This is a genomic window from uncultured Tyzzerella sp., from assembly GCF_963558545.1.
GTDB lineage: Bacteria > Bacillota > Clostridia > Lachnospirales > CAG-274 > Tyzzerella.
On sequence record NZ_CAUWHO010000010.1, the window covers coordinates 1 to 16,004 of the forward strand.

The window sequence follows — 16,004 nt, forward strand, 5'->3', positions numbered from 1 at the left end:
ATATCTGTTTTTGAATATCAGTATTCAAAAAATTGATATACTCAATTAAGATATGTATTTTAATTTATTTATGTTTCACGTGAAACAGTATGCAAAAAATGTTGTTTCACAAAAATTTTGTAAAAATATATCCTTAAAAAAATTATAAAAATGTTTCACGTGGAACATTTTTATGTTATAATTAATTATATTTTATTTTAGGTGGTGAAAAAATGGGCAAGATTATTGCTATTGCAAACCAAAAAGGTGGAGTTGGCAAAACAACAACATCTATTAATTTAGCTGCTTCTTTGGCAGAAAAAGGCAAAAGAGTCCTTGTTATAGATTCTGACCCTCAAGGTAATACATCAAGTGGTTTGGGTATAGACAAAAATGAGTTACAATATACCTTTTATGATTTATTATTAGAAAATGCTAAATTTGAGCAAGTTAAAATAGAATTAGATTTTTTTGAAAAATTACATATTTTACCTAGTAACATAGAGCTATCTGGTGCAGAAATAGAGCTTGTTGGCAAAGATGATAGAGAGTATTTATTAAAAAATATATTATCAAATATTAATAACGAATACGACTATGTTTTAATAGACTGTCCCCCATCTTTAAATATGCTTACTGTTAATGCTCTAACAGCAGCACACACAATACTAGTTCCTTTACAATGTGAATATTATGCACTAGAAGGATTATCTCAGCTTTTATACACAATAAATCTTGTACAGCAAAAATTAAACCCTTCCTTACAAATAGAAGGTGTTGTATTTACTATGTACGATGCTAGGACAAACTTATCTTTACAAGTTGTAGAAGAGGTAAAAAAACATCTTGGTAAAAATATTTATAGAAGTATTATACCACGCAATGTTAGATTAAGCGAAGCACCTAGCCACGGTAAACCTATTAATCTATACGACCCAAAATCTAAAGGTGCAGAAGCTTATATGCTTTTAGCTGAAGAAGTAATCTATAACCAGGAGGGATAATATGATAAAGAAAGGATTAGGAAAAGGACTTGGTGCTTTAATAAAAGATGATGTACTAACACCAAATAATACATCAATCCAAGAAACAGATTTAAACAAAATTATAGAAATAGATATAAATAAGGTACAACCAGATAAATCTCAACCAAGAAAACATTTTAACGATGATACATTGGAAGAGCTTGCATTATCTATTAAAAATGTGGGAATAATAAGCCCTATAATAGTAAAGAAAAAAGGAGATTTTTACGAAATAATAAGTGGAGAAAGACGCTTTAGAGCAGCTAAAAAGCTTAAATTAAAAAAAATTCCTATAATTATAAAAGAATATGATGATTTAGTTTCATTAGAAGTATCCCTTATAGAAAATATCCAAAGAGAAAACTTAAACCCTATAGAAGAAGCACTGACATATAAAATATTCCAAGAAAAATTTAATCTTAACCAAGAACAAATAGCAGAAAAAGTAGGTAAAAATAGAACAACTATTTCTAATGCTATAAGACTGCTAAAGCTAGACAGTCGTGTTCAAAATTTTGTCATAGAGCTTAAACTTTCACAAGGACACGCTAGAGCATTACTACCTATAGAAAATATGGATATACAGTTTGATTTAGCAGAAAAAATTATAGAAGAACAACTTAGTGTTAGGCAAACAGAGGATATAGTAAAAAAATTACTAGAAGAAAAAAAAGAAGAAAAAAATACTCCTAAAGAAGATGACATACTAAAAAAACAACTTTACCTTGATATATCTAAACAACTAAACCAAATATTAGGCACAAAAGTTAATATAAAAGATAACAAAAATAAAGGTAAAATAGAAATAGAATACTATTCTCAAGAAGAGTTAGATAGACTTTTCTGTATTTTAAAAAAATTATAATACTGGAGGTATAAAATGGATAGTTTTATTTTAACATTAGATAGTAATCTTTACTTAAGCATAGCTATGCAAATATTGTCTACTATTATACTTATATTTTTATTAATATCACCTATATGGTTAATTGTATTATCTGTAAAATTATCTAAAACAAAAAAACGTTTAAAGAAATTTTTACCAGATGATAAAAATATTGATATAGAAAATATGCTTGTAGAATACAACAACAATGTTACAGAATTTTTAGCTAGAGAAAAAGAAATATTAGAAAAAATAGAAAACACTAAAATTTCATTATCTAGCGACATAGAAAATACTAACAAACTTATATATCTTACTAATGAAAAATTAAAAAATGCTGTTCAAAAAGTTTCTATAATAAGATATAATCCCTTTGAAGAAGTTGGTGGGGACTTATGCTATGCTATAGCATTATTAGATGAAAATAATAATGGTATAGTTATAAATAGTATATACTCTCGTCAAGCTTGTTATAGCTATGCTAAAGAGATAGTAAATGGACAATCTCCTAATCATAAACTTTCTCAAGAAGAGATAGAAGCTTTAGAAAAAGCTATTAATAACTAATTACCCCAGCCTTATATTTTATATATATAAGGCTTTTTTAATACAATTAAGATATGACTTATATTTTTAAGGAAAAATTATATACGGGGTTTTGTATTAATTTTTACGTATAAAAATATATAGGAATATCTGTTTTTGAATAACAGTATTCAAAAAATTGATTAAATACAATTGAGATATGACTTATATTTTTTAAGGAAAAATTATATACGGGTTTTTGTATTAATTTTTACGTATAAAAATATATAGGAATATCTGTTTTTGAATAACAGTATTCAAAAAATTGATTAAATACAATTGAGATATGACTTATATTTTTTAAGGAAAAATTATATACGGGTTTTTGTATTAATTTTTACGTATAAAAATATATAGGAATATCTGTTTTTGAATAACAGTATTCAAAAAATTGATTAAATACAATTAAGATATGACTTATATTTTTTAAAATAAGGTTATATATTACAATAATAATTTAAATATTGTTTACTATAAAATATATTTGTAAACTTATATATTATTTTGTGTTGACAATTATACAAATGTATGTTATTATCAGTTTACAATTATATTAAGGAGGTTTACAATGAAAACAAAAAACATTACTTATATTGCTATATTTTCTGCTATTGTGTGTATAATGTCTGTTATATCTATCCCTACCCCTTGGGGTGTACCCTTTACATTACAAACTTTTGCCATATCTTTAGCAGGCTTTACACTTGGTAAAAAATATGGCACTTTATGTATTTTTATATATCTTTTATTAGGTGCTATTGGTCTACCTGTTTTTTCTGGATTAACTGGTGGTATATCTCGCTTTGTATCTGTTTCTGGTGGATTTTTATTTGGTTTTATATTTTTAGCTTTTCTATGTGGAACAAAAAATATATTTTATAGTATATTAGGACTTTTTATATGTCATTTTTTAGGTGTTATACAATTTAGTTTTTTAACAAAAACTAATTTTATAAATTCTATTTTTATAGTATCCCTCCCCTACATAATAAAAGACTTTTTATCTATATTTTTAGCATATTTTGTAAGTAAAAAAATTAAACTTGTTACTCCGTTTTACATAAAAAAGAGATAATTCTAAATTTAGGATTATCTCTTTTTTATGTAAAATATCTAAAAAATTATTTTAAAATATAACAGAAACAGGTTCTTCGTTATGTATACGGTTAATAGCATTAGATATTAGTTTAGAAACTGATAATTGTTTTATTTTAGATATATTTTTCTCATCATCAAGCTCTACTGTGTTTAAAACTAACAATTCTTCTATAGCACTACTCTCTATTCTTTCTATGGCTTTTCCAGATAATATAGGGTGTGTACAACAAGCACAAACGCTCTTTGCCCCTCTCTCCTTAAGGGCATTAGCAGCATTTGTTATAGTACCTGCTGTATCTATCATATCATCAATAAGTATAACGTGTTTATCTTTTATCTCACCTATAATATTCATTATTTCAGAAACATTTGGCTTAGGTCTTCTTTTGTCTATAATAGCTAAAGGTATATCTAATCTCTCTGCAAAACTTCTAGTCCTTGCAACACTACCTAAATCTGGAGAAACTACAACTAAATCTTCTTTATTGTTTTTAAATTTTTCTCTATAATAAGATACTAACATAGGCATTCCAAATAAATGGTCTACTGGTATATCAAAAAAACCTTGTATTTGAGCACAGTGTAAATCCATTGTTATAACTCTATCTGCACCAGCACTTGCTATTAAATTTGCCACAAGTTTAGAGCTAATTGGGTCACGAGCCTTAACTTTTCTATCTTGTCTAGCATATCCATAGTATGGTACAACAGCATTTATACGCCCAGCAGAAGCCCTTTTACAAGCATCTATCATTATTAAAAGCTCCATTAAATTATCGTTAACTGGATAAGATGTAGGTTGGATAATATAAACGTCACACCCTCTAACTGTTTCATCTATAGCAACACTAATCTCTCCATCACTAAATTTGCTAACGCTACATTTTGATAAAGGGATACCTAAATCATTAGCTATTTGTTCTGCAAGTTTTTTATTTCCGTTACAAGTAAAGAGCTTTATCTCACTTTTGTAACCACCGTTCATAATATTGTTCCTCCTAAGATAGTTAAATATTTTATATATTAATTTATAATTTATAACATTACAAATATATTTTACATTATATTTATATTTTTTACAATAAGCTTTTTACATTTTTATATTAATATTTGTTAATGTATAAAATACATCAGTAAAACAAAAAAAATTTTACCTTTGTTATATAAAATAATACTAAAAAATATACAATAAAAAGGCTAAATATAAATTTAGCCTCAGACTTTAGACAAAATATTATTAAATCAACTTTTTTCATTTTTATCTCATATGTATATATGAGATAAAAATTTTAATCACAATACGTGGCTTTGCCTCGGATTGTGTAAAAAGCTAGAGTTCAAGTGGCTTTAGCCCTTGTACGCAGAAATCAGCTTTTTTACCCTAGAATATATAAAAAAATAAACTTATTATTTTTTTAAGAGATTGTAGACTTTGTCTACAATCTCAAGGCTAAATATAAATTTAGCCTTTTTATTACTAAGCTTTAAATCCCTTGTTTTCTTTAATATCTACAAATTCCTGTAACCTACCATCTTTACCATATGTAAGACCTGCATATATAGTATCTGTATTTTCCATTATAGAACTTTTATCTTTTTCGTTTTCTTCTATTCCTTCAAACCCAGACATTATAGTTTTTAAAACATCTTCACCAGATTTTAAATCTTCTATTTTTTTACTAAATAAAAATTTTGCTAATTGTCTGTCTACATAATTATACATTGTTAGTAAGTAAGATGATATTTCATATTGCATATCTAAGCTTCCTCTAAGCTCCGATAAAAATTGCCTTGCTTTTAATATATTAAAATCAAATTCTTTTTCATTATCTATATTTTTTTTACTTTCCTCTATATAGTCAAATATTATTTCAAAATTTATAATAACTAACTTTAAAGGGCTAGCATTTGCTATTTTGGCAACATAGTCTTGCTTATTTATCCCCATAATACACCTATTGTAATAATGATAATAATTGATTAGGTCTTTGGTTTGACTGAGATAACATAGATATACCAGCTTGTACTAATACATTATTTTTTGTATACTCTGCCATTTCTCCTGCCATATCTGTATCTAAAACTCTAGATAAAGCTGAACGAGTACTTTCTTCTGATATAATTAATGAATTGCTAGTTTTTTCTAACCTATTTTGGTTAGCACCTAAATTTGCTCTATAGTTACTTATTCTCTTTAAAGCTTCATCACATCTTGTTATTGCTTCTTGTGCACCATCTATTGTTGTATAATTTAATCCATCTATTTCAGTTTGTAGTTGATTTCCATTGTCATCATACTCTTTTTCTTTTTTTGTACTTAATCCTAAAACAGGTGCATTTATAGGTTTAAAACTAACTTTTAAATTATCTCTATAATCATTTCCAGTATGGAATATAAATTCTTCATAATCACCATTTATTAAATGCTTTTTATTAAATTCTGTTCTTTCTGATATTGCATTTAATTCTTCAGAAAGTTGTACTATTTCTTTTTGTATAAGGTTTCTATCTTCTGGTGTTAATGTACCATTAGATGCTTGAACTGCTAACTCTCTCATTCTTTGAGTAATGTTTTGCATTTCTCCTATGCTTCCCTCTGCTGTTTGTATTAAAGATATAGCATCATTAACATTTCTATCTGCCATTTCTATACCTTTTATTTGTAATCTCATTTTATTAGAAACAGCCATACCTGTTGGGTCATCTCCAGTTTTATTTATTTTTATACCTGTAGATAAATTTGTAGATGCTTTTACCAATGAGTTATTTCTATGCCATAAAGCATTGTTAGCTAATAATGCTTGTGGGTTTGTATTTAATATCATATATTTCACCTTCCAAAATATTTAATCCATTTATTTAAATACTCTTTATTAAATAAGTCTTTCATATTATTTCGTCAAAAATAACAATATACTTAACACTTTAATTTTTATAATTTAAATAGCTAAAGACAAATCTTTAGCTATTTAAACTTATTTATATCAATTAAGATATGACTTATATTTTTAAAGGAAAAATTATATACGGATTCTTGTATTAATTTTTACGTATAAAAATATATAGGAATATCTGCTTTTGAATACACGGTATTCAAAAAATTGATTAAATACAATTAAGATATGACTTATATTTTTAAAGGAAAAATTATATACGGGGTTTTGTATTAATTTTTATCTATAAAAATATATAGGAATATCTGCTTTTGAATACACGGTATTCAAAAAATTGATTATTCTTAAATGATATCTTCAATATCTTCGTTTTCTATATAGTCTTCAGATATTTTTGCAACGCTCATAACTTTAACATCATCATCAATATTTATAAGCTTAACACCTTGTGTTACACGGCTTGTTGTGGATATATCTTTAGCCCTTATTCTAATAATAACACCCTCAGATGTAACCATAATAAGCTCTTCTTTTTCATCTATCATTTTAACATCTATAACATTACCTGTTCTTTCTGTAATTTTATATGTTTTAAGCCCTTTTCCACCACGTGTTTGTGCTCTATATTCATCACTTAAAGTACATTTACCAAACCCTTTTTCAGAAACAATAAGAACTTTTTTATCTTCTTCTATTACTTCGCTTGCTACCACTTCATCGTCTTTATTTAAAGTAATAGCTTTTACCCCTGTTGCATTTCTTCCAAGCTCTCTTATGTCTTCTTCACTAAATCTAATAGACATACCAAATTTTGTAGCTAAAAATATGTGTTTACCATCTGTTATTTTTTGTACAGATATAAGCTCATCATCTTCTCTAAGGTTTACTGCTATAAGTCCCATTTTTCTAATATTATTAAACATAGATATTTTTGTCTTTTTAATAATACCTTTTTTAGTAGTCATAGCAAGATATTCATCTGTAGCTATATCTTCATTATCTTTATTTTGTTTAACTGGTATAACAGCTGTTATCTTTTCTCCATTATCTAGCTGTAAAAGGTTAATAATAGGTGTTCCTTTAGCAGTACGCCCAGCCTCTGGTATTTCAAATGTTTTTATACGGTACACTTTACCTTTGTTTGTAAAGAAATATATAAAACTATGGTTGCTACTTAAAAATAGATTTTTAACAAAATCTTCATCTCTTGTTTGCATACCTATTATACCTTTACCACCTCTGTTTTGGCTTTTATATGTAGATAATGGTAATCTCTTAATATAATCAAGATGTGTCATTGTTATAACACTCATTTCATCTTCTATAAGGTCTTCTATATATAAATCACCTTCATCTTGAACAATAGCTGTTAGTCTTTCATCGCCAAATTTAGCTTTTGTTTGTAACAATTCTTCTTTTATTACTTGTAAAAGTCTATTTTCGCTACCTAATATAGCTTGTAATTGGTCTATAAGAGAATTAAGCTTAGCAAATTCTTCATCTAATTTTTCTCTTTCTAATCCAGATAAACTTCTAAGACGCATTTCGCATATAGCATCTACTTGCTCAAAAGTAAAGTCAAATCTATCCATAAGTATAGCTTTTGCATCTTTTATATCCTTGTTAGACCTAATGATGTTTATTATTTCATCTATAAAATCTAAAGCTTTTAAAAGTCCCTCTACTATATGTGCTCTTTTTAAGGCTTTATCTAAGTCAAACTGAGTTCTTCTTGTAACAACTTCCTCTTGATGTTTTAAATAATATTGTAAAATTTCTTTTAAATTTAAAGTTTTAGGTACACCATCTACAATAGATAAAAAGTTTATACTATAATTTTCCTGTAATTGAGAATATTTATAAAGTTGGTTTAGTATAACATTAGCATTAGCATCTTTTCTACATTCTATAACAACTCTTATACCATTTCTATCAGATTCATCGTTTATATCTGTTATACCATCTACCTTTTTGTCCTTAACAAGCTCTGCTATTTTTTCTATCATACGAGATTTATTTACTTGATAAGGTATTTCTGTTATTATTATTCTTTCTTTACCTGTTTTAGTAGTTTCTATATTGGCAGTAGAACGAACACGTATTCTACCTCTACCAGTAGTATATGCCATTCTTATACCTGCCTTACCAAGTATGGTAGCACCTGTTGGAAAATCTGGTCCTTTAATAATATTTAAAATTTCTTCTATATCGGTATCTCTATTTTCTTCTATTTTGTTGTCTATTATTTTTAACAAGCCATCTATTACTTCTGTAAGGTTATGAGGTGGTATATTAGTTGCCATACCAACTGCTATCCCAGAAGAACCATTTACAAGTAGGTTAGGAAATCTAGACGGAAGAACTGTTGGCTCTTTTTCTGTACTGTCATAGTTATCTGTAAAATCTACTGTATTTTTTTCTATGTCAGATAGCATTTCAACTGCTATTTTACTAAGCTTAGCCTCTGTATATCTATGAGCAGCAGCAGGATAACCATCTATAGACCCAAAGTTACCGTGCCCGTCTACAAGCATATAACGCATAGAAAAATCTTGTGCCATTCTAACTAAAGCATCATATATAGCAGCATCACCGTGAGGGTGGTATTTACCCATCGTTTCACCTACTATATTGGCACATTTTTTATATCCTTTGCTAGGGTCTAAGTTTAGCTTGTTCATAGCATATAGTATACGTCTATGAACAGGTTTTAATCCATCTCTAACGTCTGGTAATGCTCTAGAAACAATAACACTCATAGCATATTCTATATAAGAGCTTTTCATCTTATCTGCTATCTCTGTGTCTATTATTTTGTCATAGTGTTCAAATTGATTTTCAGACATAATGTTTTATCCTTTCTAATAGTATATTACACATCTAAGTTTGTAACAAATTTTGCATTTTCTTGTATAAACTCACGTCTTGGCTCTACCCTATCTCCCATAAGCTGGTCAAATATTTCATCTGCAAGCCTTGCATCTTCTAATGTTACTCTTAATAAGATACGTTTTTCTGGGTCCATAGTTGTTTCCCAAAGTTGCTCTGCGTCCATTTCTCCAAGCCCTTTATAACGTTGTATAGGCTTTATACCCTCTGTGCCTATTTGTTGTAATATTTCATCTCTTTCTGCATCACTATAAGCATAATATTCTTTTTTGCCTTTTTCTATTTTATAAAGAGGTGGTTTAGCAAGGTATACATAACCATTTTCTATAAGAGGTGTCATAAACCTAAAAATAAATGTAAGAAGAAGTGTAGTAATATGTGCACCGTCTACATCGGCATCTGTCATAAGTACTATTTTATGGTATCTAAGCTTTTCTATATCAAAGTCATCGTGTATACCTGTCCCAAAAGCTGTTATCATAGAGCGTATTTCTTCGTTACCTAATATTTTATCAAGCCTAGACTTTTCTACGTTTAATATTTTACCCCTAAGAGGCAATATAGCTTGAGTTTTTGGCGTTCTTGCATTAACAGCAGAACCACCAGCAGAGTTTCCCTCAACTATATATAGCTCACATTTAGACGGGTCTTTTTCGCTACAATCTGTCAATTTACCAGGAAGCCTACCAACCTCAAGAGCAGATTTTCTCCTTACAAGCTCACGAGCTTTTTTGGCAGCATCTCTAGCACGAGAGGCAACTAAAGCCTTTTCTATAATCATTTTACCAATTGTTGGATTTTCTTCTAAAAAATAAGTTAAATTTTCTGATAAAACGCTATCTACTGCATTTTTAGCCTCTTTACTACCTAGTTTACCTTTTGTTTGTCCTTCAAACTGAGGTTCTTCTATTTTTATACTAACAACAGATGTTAGCCCCTCTCTTATATCATCACCTGTTACTTTTTCGTTTTCTTTTAAAAGTCCAAATTTTTTGCCATAGTCATTTACCGTTTTTGTTATAGCACTTCTAAAGCCTGCAATATGCGTACCACCGTCTACTGTGTTTATATTGTTTACATAAGAGTAGTTGTTTTCTAAATATCCATCATTATGCTGAAAAGCAACCTCTACAAAAATGTTATCTTTTATACCTTCACAATAAAACACGTCTTCATATACAGGTACTTTATTTTTATTTATATGTTGTACAAACTCTTTAATACCACCTTCATAGTGGAAAGTTTTTTCTTTTATTTCTTCTTGTCTTAAATCTTTTAATACTATTTTTATACCTTTTGTTAAAAAGGCTGTTTCTTGTAGCCTTTGCTTTAATGTATCATAGCTATATTCTAGCTCATCAAATATTTCATAATCTGGTTTAAATTCTATTTCCGTACCTGTTATAGATTTGTCACATTCTCCTACAACAGTAAGTTTTGTAACAACATCTCCACGAGAATATTTTTGTTCGTATATTTTACCACCATTATATATTTTTACAACAAGCCACTGGCTAAGAGCATTAACAACAGAAGCACCAACACCGTGTAACCCACCAGATACTTTATATCCACCACCACCAAATTTACCTCCAGCGTGAAGTATTGTAAATACAACCTCAACAGCTGGTATACCTTTTTGTGGGTGTATACCTATAGGGATACCCCTACCATTGTCTTTTACCCTTATGCTATTTTCTTTATTTATAGATACCTCTATTTCAGAACAATGCCCTGCCAAAGCTTCGTCTACTGCATTATCTACTATTTCATATACAAGATGATGTAACCCTCTACTAGATGTAGAGCCTATATACATACCAGGACGCTTTCTAACAGCCTCTAGGCCTTCCAATATTTGTATTTGATTCTCGTTATATTCTGGTTTCATTTATATTCTCCTTTTATAAAATCAAAATACTTAATATATTTTAATTCGATTATTTATCATTCATATTTTATAATCAATTTTTAATGCTTTATTTTAAAACGTCAAAAGCCTGTAACATATATTATATCATATATTACAGGCTTTTAACAGTATATTTTGCCATATTTTTATTAAAATTTTAAAAATATACACATTATAAATATTAGTATAAAATATTAATTATTATTTGTATTTATTTTTCCATTTGATACATTAAAAATATTACATTTTTCATCTAAATTTTTTAAAACATCTTCTACACCTGTGCAAGTTATTATTACTTGTAGATTTTTTATATTTTTTATTAAAAATCTCTGTCTATCTTTATCTAATTCAGATAAAACATCATCTAGTAATAAAACTGGTAGTATCCCCTTTTCTTCTTCTATCAATTTTATTTCTGCTAGTTTTGTGCTTAAAGAGGCTGTTCTTTGTTGTCCTTGAGAGCCAAAATCTCTAGCATTTACCCCATTTATAAAAAATAACAAATCATCTTTATGTGGCCCATAGCAAGTAGTTCCATATAGTATATCTTTATCTATGTTTTTATCTATCTTTTCTTTAAATTCTTCTATTGTTACGCTAGGTTTATATTTTAACTCTAATATTTCAGTACTATTTGTAATATCTTTATGTATTTTATTTGATATATAATTTAATTTTTTAATAAATAAATCTCTTGTTTGTATTATTTTTACACCAAAATCTACAAGCTGACTATCCCATACAAATAGTGTATCTTTAAGGCTTATATTTTTAATTATTTTTTTTAATAATGTATTACGCTGTTTTAATACTTTATGGTACTGTGAAAGATTGTAATAGTATATATTGTTTATTTGACAAAGCTCCATATCTATAAATTTTCGTCTTTCTTGAGGTCCTTGCTTTATAAGGCTTAAATCTTCTGGAGAGAAGATAACAACATTTAAATAGCCAAAAAGCTCTCCCAATTTATTAATGGGTATATTATTTATAGCAATACCTTTTTTACTATCATTTTTTAAATGTATATCTATTTTATCAAATATAGTTTCTTTTTGTACCTCTAGCCTTATATGAGCTTCATCTTGGCCAAATTTTATAAGCTCTTTATCTTTATGTGTTCTATGGCTTCTACCAGTTGCACCTATATATACACTTTCTAAAAGGTTAGTTTTACCTTGAGCATTTTTTCCATAAAAAATATTTACACCGTCTTTTAGCTCAAGGTCCAATTTTTCTATATTTCTATAATTTTTTAAAGATATTTTTTTTACATACATTTTATTCACCTATAGCTTTAAATGTACCAAAATCTTGTATTTCTATAATATCTCCATTTCTTATTTTTTTACCTCTTTCAAGGCAAGTTGTACCATTTACTTTTACAATACCGTCTAATATAAGCATTTTTGCATCTGAGCCTTGTCCTACAACTCTAGCTAGCTTTATAAATTGTTGTAATTTTATAAACTCTGTATTAAATTTTATTTCTTCCATATAATCACCATATTTTAATTATTTTATAATTATGAGGTTGTAGACTTTGTCTACAACCTGTTCAAAAAAATAACAAGTTTATTTTTTTGAGATAAAAATGAAAAAAGTTTACTTAATAATATTTTGTCTACAGTCTGTTAATTATTTTATAATTATTCATTAATTTTTAAAGGTAAAATTAAATATTTATAGTCGTCATTATCAATTCCCTTTATAATACAAGGGCTAAGAGATGTTATAAACTGTATAGATACTTTATCATCATCTATAGCCTTTAAAGCCTCTATTAAATATCTAGGATTAAAAGCTATGCTAAGCCCCTCTCCCTCTAAATCTATAGCCACTTCTTCATAAGATGTACCAAACTCTGTATTAGAGGTAATAACAAGGTTATCATCATTTTTTATTTCTAGCTTAACAGGTGTTTTTTTATTGTCTTTAGATATTAAAGATGCTCTTTCTAAGCTATTTAAAAAACTTGTTCTGTCTATTTTTATTTTTGTATTATAATCTTCTGTAAATATTTGTTCATATTTTAAAAACTCTCCATCTAGCAATCTAGATATAATAATACAACTATCAAGCTCAAACAAAATGTAATTTTCGTTAAAATATAAATTTACTACACTATCTTCTTTATCAGATAATATTTTTATAATTTCATTTAAAGCTTTAGCAGGTACAATAAAATCTGCATTTTTAAAATCTTTTTTTAGCTCTGTACGTCTAAAAGATACTCTAAATCCATCTATTGCAACTATGTTTAAATATCCTTCTTTTATTTCTATTAGTTCTCCAGTTAAAGCTGGTTTAGACTCATCTGTAGATACAGAAAATTTTGTTTGTCTTATCATATTTTTAAGAACAGATGAATTTATTTCATATTTTTCTTCTTTTTCTACTGTATTAAGTGTAGGAAATTCTTCTCCATTTTGCCCTAGTATTTTAAATTCTGTTTTACCATTTTTTATAATAGTAACATTCTTTTCATCTACTTCTATGGATATATCCCCATCTGGCATATTTTTTATTATGTCAAAAAAAATTCTAGCTTCTAAAGCAACTAATCCTTTTTCTAATATATCCGCTTCTATATTAGATGTTTCTATACCAAGCTCTAAATCATTAGATATTAACCTAAAGCCATTTTTATCTGCTTTTAATAATATACATTCTAATATAGGTAAAGTTGTTCTTGATGGAACAGATTTTAAAACAATATTTATATTTTGAAGTAAAATATCTTTTTTACATTTAATGTTCATAAATAAATCTCCTTTTATAATGTTAAAAACTTTTGTGTTTAAATATATAGATATATAATATGTTTTTATAGTAGATATAGTAGTAGAGTGTGTTTATATGTTGATAACTAAAAAAATGCTTAAAATTTAAATAAAAAAATAAAATTAAAAATATGTTGATAATTTTTTTTATCTTTAAAGTTATCAACATAATAAACATATAAAAAAAATATATATAGTTATAAACAAAATAATAACATAGTTATAAAGTAGTTACCAACATAGTAAAATACTATTTTTTTAATATTTTATCTCTTAAAACAATAATTGAATTTTCAAAATTTTTATCTGATTTTAGTTTTTCTTCTATCTTTTCTATACCGTGTATAACAGTAGAATGGTCTCTACCTATACTTCTACCTATATTTAACAAAGATTCGTTTAGTATTTCTCTTGTAAGATACATATAAACTTGTCTAGCAATAGTTATAGGTTGGTTTCTTTTTTTGCTCCTTATTTCGTCTATTTTTACGTTAAAGTGGTTAGATACAGCCTCTAATATAGTATCAGTAGAAAGAGATATGTCTTTATCTTGTATAATATCTTTAAGGGCATTTTCTGCAAGTTCAACGCTAAGGTTAACCCCTGTAAGGTTAGAATAAGCTATAACACGCGTTAAAGCACCCTCTAATTCTCTTATATTGCTTTTAACAGATTTTGCTATAAACTGTGAAACATCTTTTGGTATTGATATGTTTAAAGACTCTGCTTTTTTTTCTAAAATGGCAGTTCTTGTTTCAAAATTAGGTGTTTTTATATCTGCTATAAGCCCCCCTGCAAATCTAGAGCGAAGCCTCTCTGTTAAAGTTTCTATCTCATTAGGTGGTCTATCACTAGATATAATTATTTGTTTTCCAGAGTCTTTAAGGTCGTTAAATGTATGGAAAAACTCCTCTTGTGTTTGAGTTTTATCTACTATAAATTGTATGTCATCTATTAATAAAACATCTATTTTTCTATATTTTTCTCTAAATTCTTTGTTTTTTTGTTCTCTTATAGATGCTATAAGCTCATTTGTAAATTTTTCACAAGAAGCATATAGCACTTTTGTATCTGGATTTTTTGATAGTATGTAGTTTGCAATAGCGTGCATAAGATGGGTTTTACCAAGCCCCACATCTCCATATAAAAACAGAGGGTTATATATGCCAGGGCTTTCTGCAACGGCAACAGATGCAGCGTGTGCAAGCCTGTTGCTCTCACCAATAACAAAGTTTTCAAATATATAATTATTGTTTAGGTTATTTTCTGTTTTTTGTTTTTTTGGTTGGTTTAAAATTTGTTTTAAATCTTCTTCTAAAACAAGTTTAATATTTAAGTTTTTTTGGTTAAAACATTGCTCGCAAACAGCAGTTAAAACAGACATATATTTAAGCTTTATATGCTCTATGTAAAATATATCAGAAGATTTTAAAATAATAGTGTTATTTTCATAAGATATAAACTGTAAATCGACAAACCAAGTTTTAAATGTAAAATCACCAAGTTCTTGTTGCATAGACTTTAGGCATTCTTCCCAACAGTCTTCATAAGTGTTCATTTTATACCTCCTATATAAATATCTTTATATTAAATTATGCAAAATATGTGGATAATTTATTATTAACATATGTTAATATAAATAAAAAAATGGTAAAATTAACATATGTGGATAAACATATATTAACATAAAAAATATAGTAAAATAAATAAAAAATAACATATATAAATAATTATTAACATAGTTATCAACAATATGTGGATAAGTGTTAATAATTACATAGTTATTAACACTATATATAATAACAAAAATATTTTATATAATCAACAATTTTAGTTATAAACATTTAAAAAATTAATATAGCAATAAAAATATAGACATATATATTAAAATAATGTAAAATGGGATAATATAATAATATTATTATTTATTAAAAGACACTTAGGAGGAAA

General features: G+C 27.0%; 13 protein-coding genes. 4 read left to right on the forward strand and 9 right to left on the reverse strand.

Features of this window, described 5'->3' with window-relative positions:
* The first annotated feature begins 212 nt into the window (after positions 1–212).
* The 4 genes from R5Z65_RS02320 to R5Z65_RS02335 all read left to right on the forward strand — a co-directional run bounded on the left by R5Z65_RS02320 (position 213) and on the right by R5Z65_RS02335 (position 3,550).
* A complete protein-coding gene (locus R5Z65_RS02320; RefSeq protein WP_317366840.1) occupies positions 213–983 on the forward strand; it encodes an AAA family ATPase in 771 nt (256 codons plus the stop codon).
* Position 984: 1 nt separating this feature from the next.
* Complete coding sequence (locus tag R5Z65_RS02325; RefSeq protein ID WP_317366841.1) at positions 985–1,869, forward strand: ParB/RepB/Spo0J family partition protein; 885 nt, start codon at positions 985–987, stop codon at positions 1,867–1,869.
* A 15-nt stretch (positions 1,870–1,884) separates the two neighbouring features.
* Positions 1,885–2,457 (forward strand): DUF4446 family protein, encoded by a 573-nt coding sequence (locus tag R5Z65_RS02330; protein ID WP_317366842.1) that lies wholly within the window; start codon positions 1,885–1,887, stop codon positions 2,455–2,457.
* A gap of 586 nt (positions 2,458–3,043) precedes the next feature.
* The gene (locus tag R5Z65_RS02335) at positions 3,044–3,550 is read left to right on the forward strand and encodes a biotin transporter BioY (RefSeq protein ID WP_317366843.1); all 507 of its coding nucleotides are present in this window, start codon (positions 3,044–3,046) and stop codon (positions 3,548–3,550) included.
* 51 nt (positions 3,551–3,601) lie between these two features.
* Here R5Z65_RS02335 and R5Z65_RS02340 read toward each other — a convergent pair whose 3' ends face one another.
* The 9 genes from R5Z65_RS02340 to dnaA all read right to left on the reverse strand — a co-directional run bounded on the left by R5Z65_RS02340 (position 3,602) and on the right by dnaA (position 15,612).
* A complete protein-coding gene (locus R5Z65_RS02340; RefSeq protein WP_317366844.1) occupies positions 3,602–4,558 on the reverse strand; it encodes a ribose-phosphate diphosphokinase in 957 nt (318 codons plus the stop codon).
* 492 nt (positions 4,559–5,050) lie between these two features.
* Complete coding sequence (locus tag R5Z65_RS02345; RefSeq protein WP_317366845.1) at positions 5,051–5,521, reverse strand: flagellar protein FliS; 471 nt, start codon at positions 5,519–5,521, stop codon at positions 5,051–5,053.
* 7 nt (positions 5,522–5,528) lie between these two features.
* Positions 5,529–6,398: a flagellin gene (locus R5Z65_RS02350; RefSeq protein WP_317366846.1), complete on the reverse strand. Its 870-nt coding sequence runs from the start codon at positions 6,396–6,398 to the stop codon at positions 5,529–5,531.
* Positions 6,399–6,811: 413 nt separating this feature from the next.
* On the reverse strand, positions 6,812–9,313 hold the full coding sequence (gene gyrA / locus R5Z65_RS02355; protein ID WP_317366847.1) for a DNA gyrase subunit A: 2,502 nt from the start codon (positions 9,311–9,313) through the stop codon (positions 6,812–6,814).
* Between the two features lie 26 nt (positions 9,314–9,339).
* The gene (gene gyrB / locus R5Z65_RS02360; protein WP_317366848.1) at positions 9,340–11,247 is read right to left on the reverse strand and encodes a DNA topoisomerase (ATP-hydrolyzing) subunit B; all 1,908 of its coding nucleotides are present in this window, start codon (positions 11,245–11,247) and stop codon (positions 9,340–9,342) included.
* Positions 11,248–11,462: 215 nt separating this feature from the next.
* Positions 11,463–12,551: a DNA replication/repair protein RecF gene (gene recF, locus R5Z65_RS02365; protein WP_317366849.1), complete on the reverse strand. Its 1,089-nt coding sequence runs from the start codon at positions 12,549–12,551 to the stop codon at positions 11,463–11,465.
* Position 12,552: 1 nt separating this feature from the next.
* A complete protein-coding gene (locus tag R5Z65_RS02370; protein ID WP_317366850.1) occupies positions 12,553–12,768 on the reverse strand; it encodes an RNA-binding S4 domain-containing protein in 216 nt (71 codons plus the stop codon).
* Positions 12,769–12,920: 152 nt separating this feature from the next.
* Positions 12,921–14,033, reverse strand: coding sequence for a DNA polymerase III subunit beta (gene dnaN / locus R5Z65_RS02375; RefSeq protein ID WP_317366851.1), 1,113 nt, complete (start codon positions 14,031–14,033; stop codon positions 12,921–12,923).
* Positions 14,034–14,304: 271 nt separating this feature from the next.
* Positions 14,305–15,612: a chromosomal replication initiator protein DnaA gene (gene dnaA, locus R5Z65_RS02380; RefSeq protein WP_317366852.1), complete on the reverse strand. Its 1,308-nt coding sequence runs from the start codon at positions 15,610–15,612 to the stop codon at positions 14,305–14,307.
* Positions 15,613–16,004: the final 392 nt, after the last annotated feature.

What these genes read in the sequence shown, in the direction of transcription:
- R5Z65_RS02325 (WP_317366841.1), top strand. Translation starts at nt 985, where the DNA reads ATGATAAAGAAAGGATTAGGAAAAGGACTTGGTGCTTTAATAAAAGAT.
- recF (WP_317366849.1), bottom strand. Translation starts at nt 12,551, where the DNA reads ATGTATGTAAAAAAAATATCTTTAAAAAATTATAGAAATATAGAAAAA.
- R5Z65_RS02370 (WP_317366850.1), bottom strand. Translation starts at nt 12,768, where the DNA reads ATGGAAGAAATAAAATTTAATACAGAGTTTATAAAATTACAACAATTT.
- dnaN (WP_317366851.1), bottom strand. Translation starts at nt 14,033, where the DNA reads ATGAACATTAAATGTAAAAAAGATATTTTACTTCAAAATATAAATATT.
- R5Z65_RS02345 (WP_317366845.1), bottom strand. Translation starts at nt 5,521, where the DNA reads ATGGGGATAAATAAGCAAGACTATGTTGCCAAAATAGCAAATGCTAGC.
- R5Z65_RS02335 (WP_317366843.1), top strand. Translation starts at nt 3,044, where the DNA reads ATGAAAACAAAAAACATTACTTATATTGCTATATTTTCTGCTATTGTG.
- R5Z65_RS02350 (WP_317366846.1), bottom strand. Translation starts at nt 6,398, where the DNA reads ATGATATTAAATACAAACCCACAAGCATTATTAGCTAACAATGCTTTA.
- gyrB (WP_317366848.1), bottom strand. Translation starts at nt 11,247, where the DNA reads ATGAAACCAGAATATAACGAGAATCAAATACAAATATTGGAAGGCCTA.
- R5Z65_RS02320 (WP_317366840.1), top strand. Translation starts at nt 213, where the DNA reads ATGGGCAAGATTATTGCTATTGCAAACCAAAAAGGTGGAGTTGGCAAA.
- gyrA (WP_317366847.1), bottom strand. Translation starts at nt 9,313, where the DNA reads ATGTCTGAAAATCAATTTGAACACTATGACAAAATAATAGACACAGAG.
- R5Z65_RS02340 (WP_317366844.1), bottom strand. Translation starts at nt 4,558, where the DNA reads ATGAACGGTGGTTACAAAAGTGAGATAAAGCTCTTTACTTGTAACGGA.
- dnaA (WP_317366852.1), bottom strand. Translation starts at nt 15,612, where the DNA reads ATGAACACTTATGAAGACTGTTGGGAAGAATGCCTAAAGTCTATGCAA.
- R5Z65_RS02330 (WP_317366842.1), top strand. Translation starts at nt 1,885, where the DNA reads ATGGATAGTTTTATTTTAACATTAGATAGTAATCTTTACTTAAGCATA.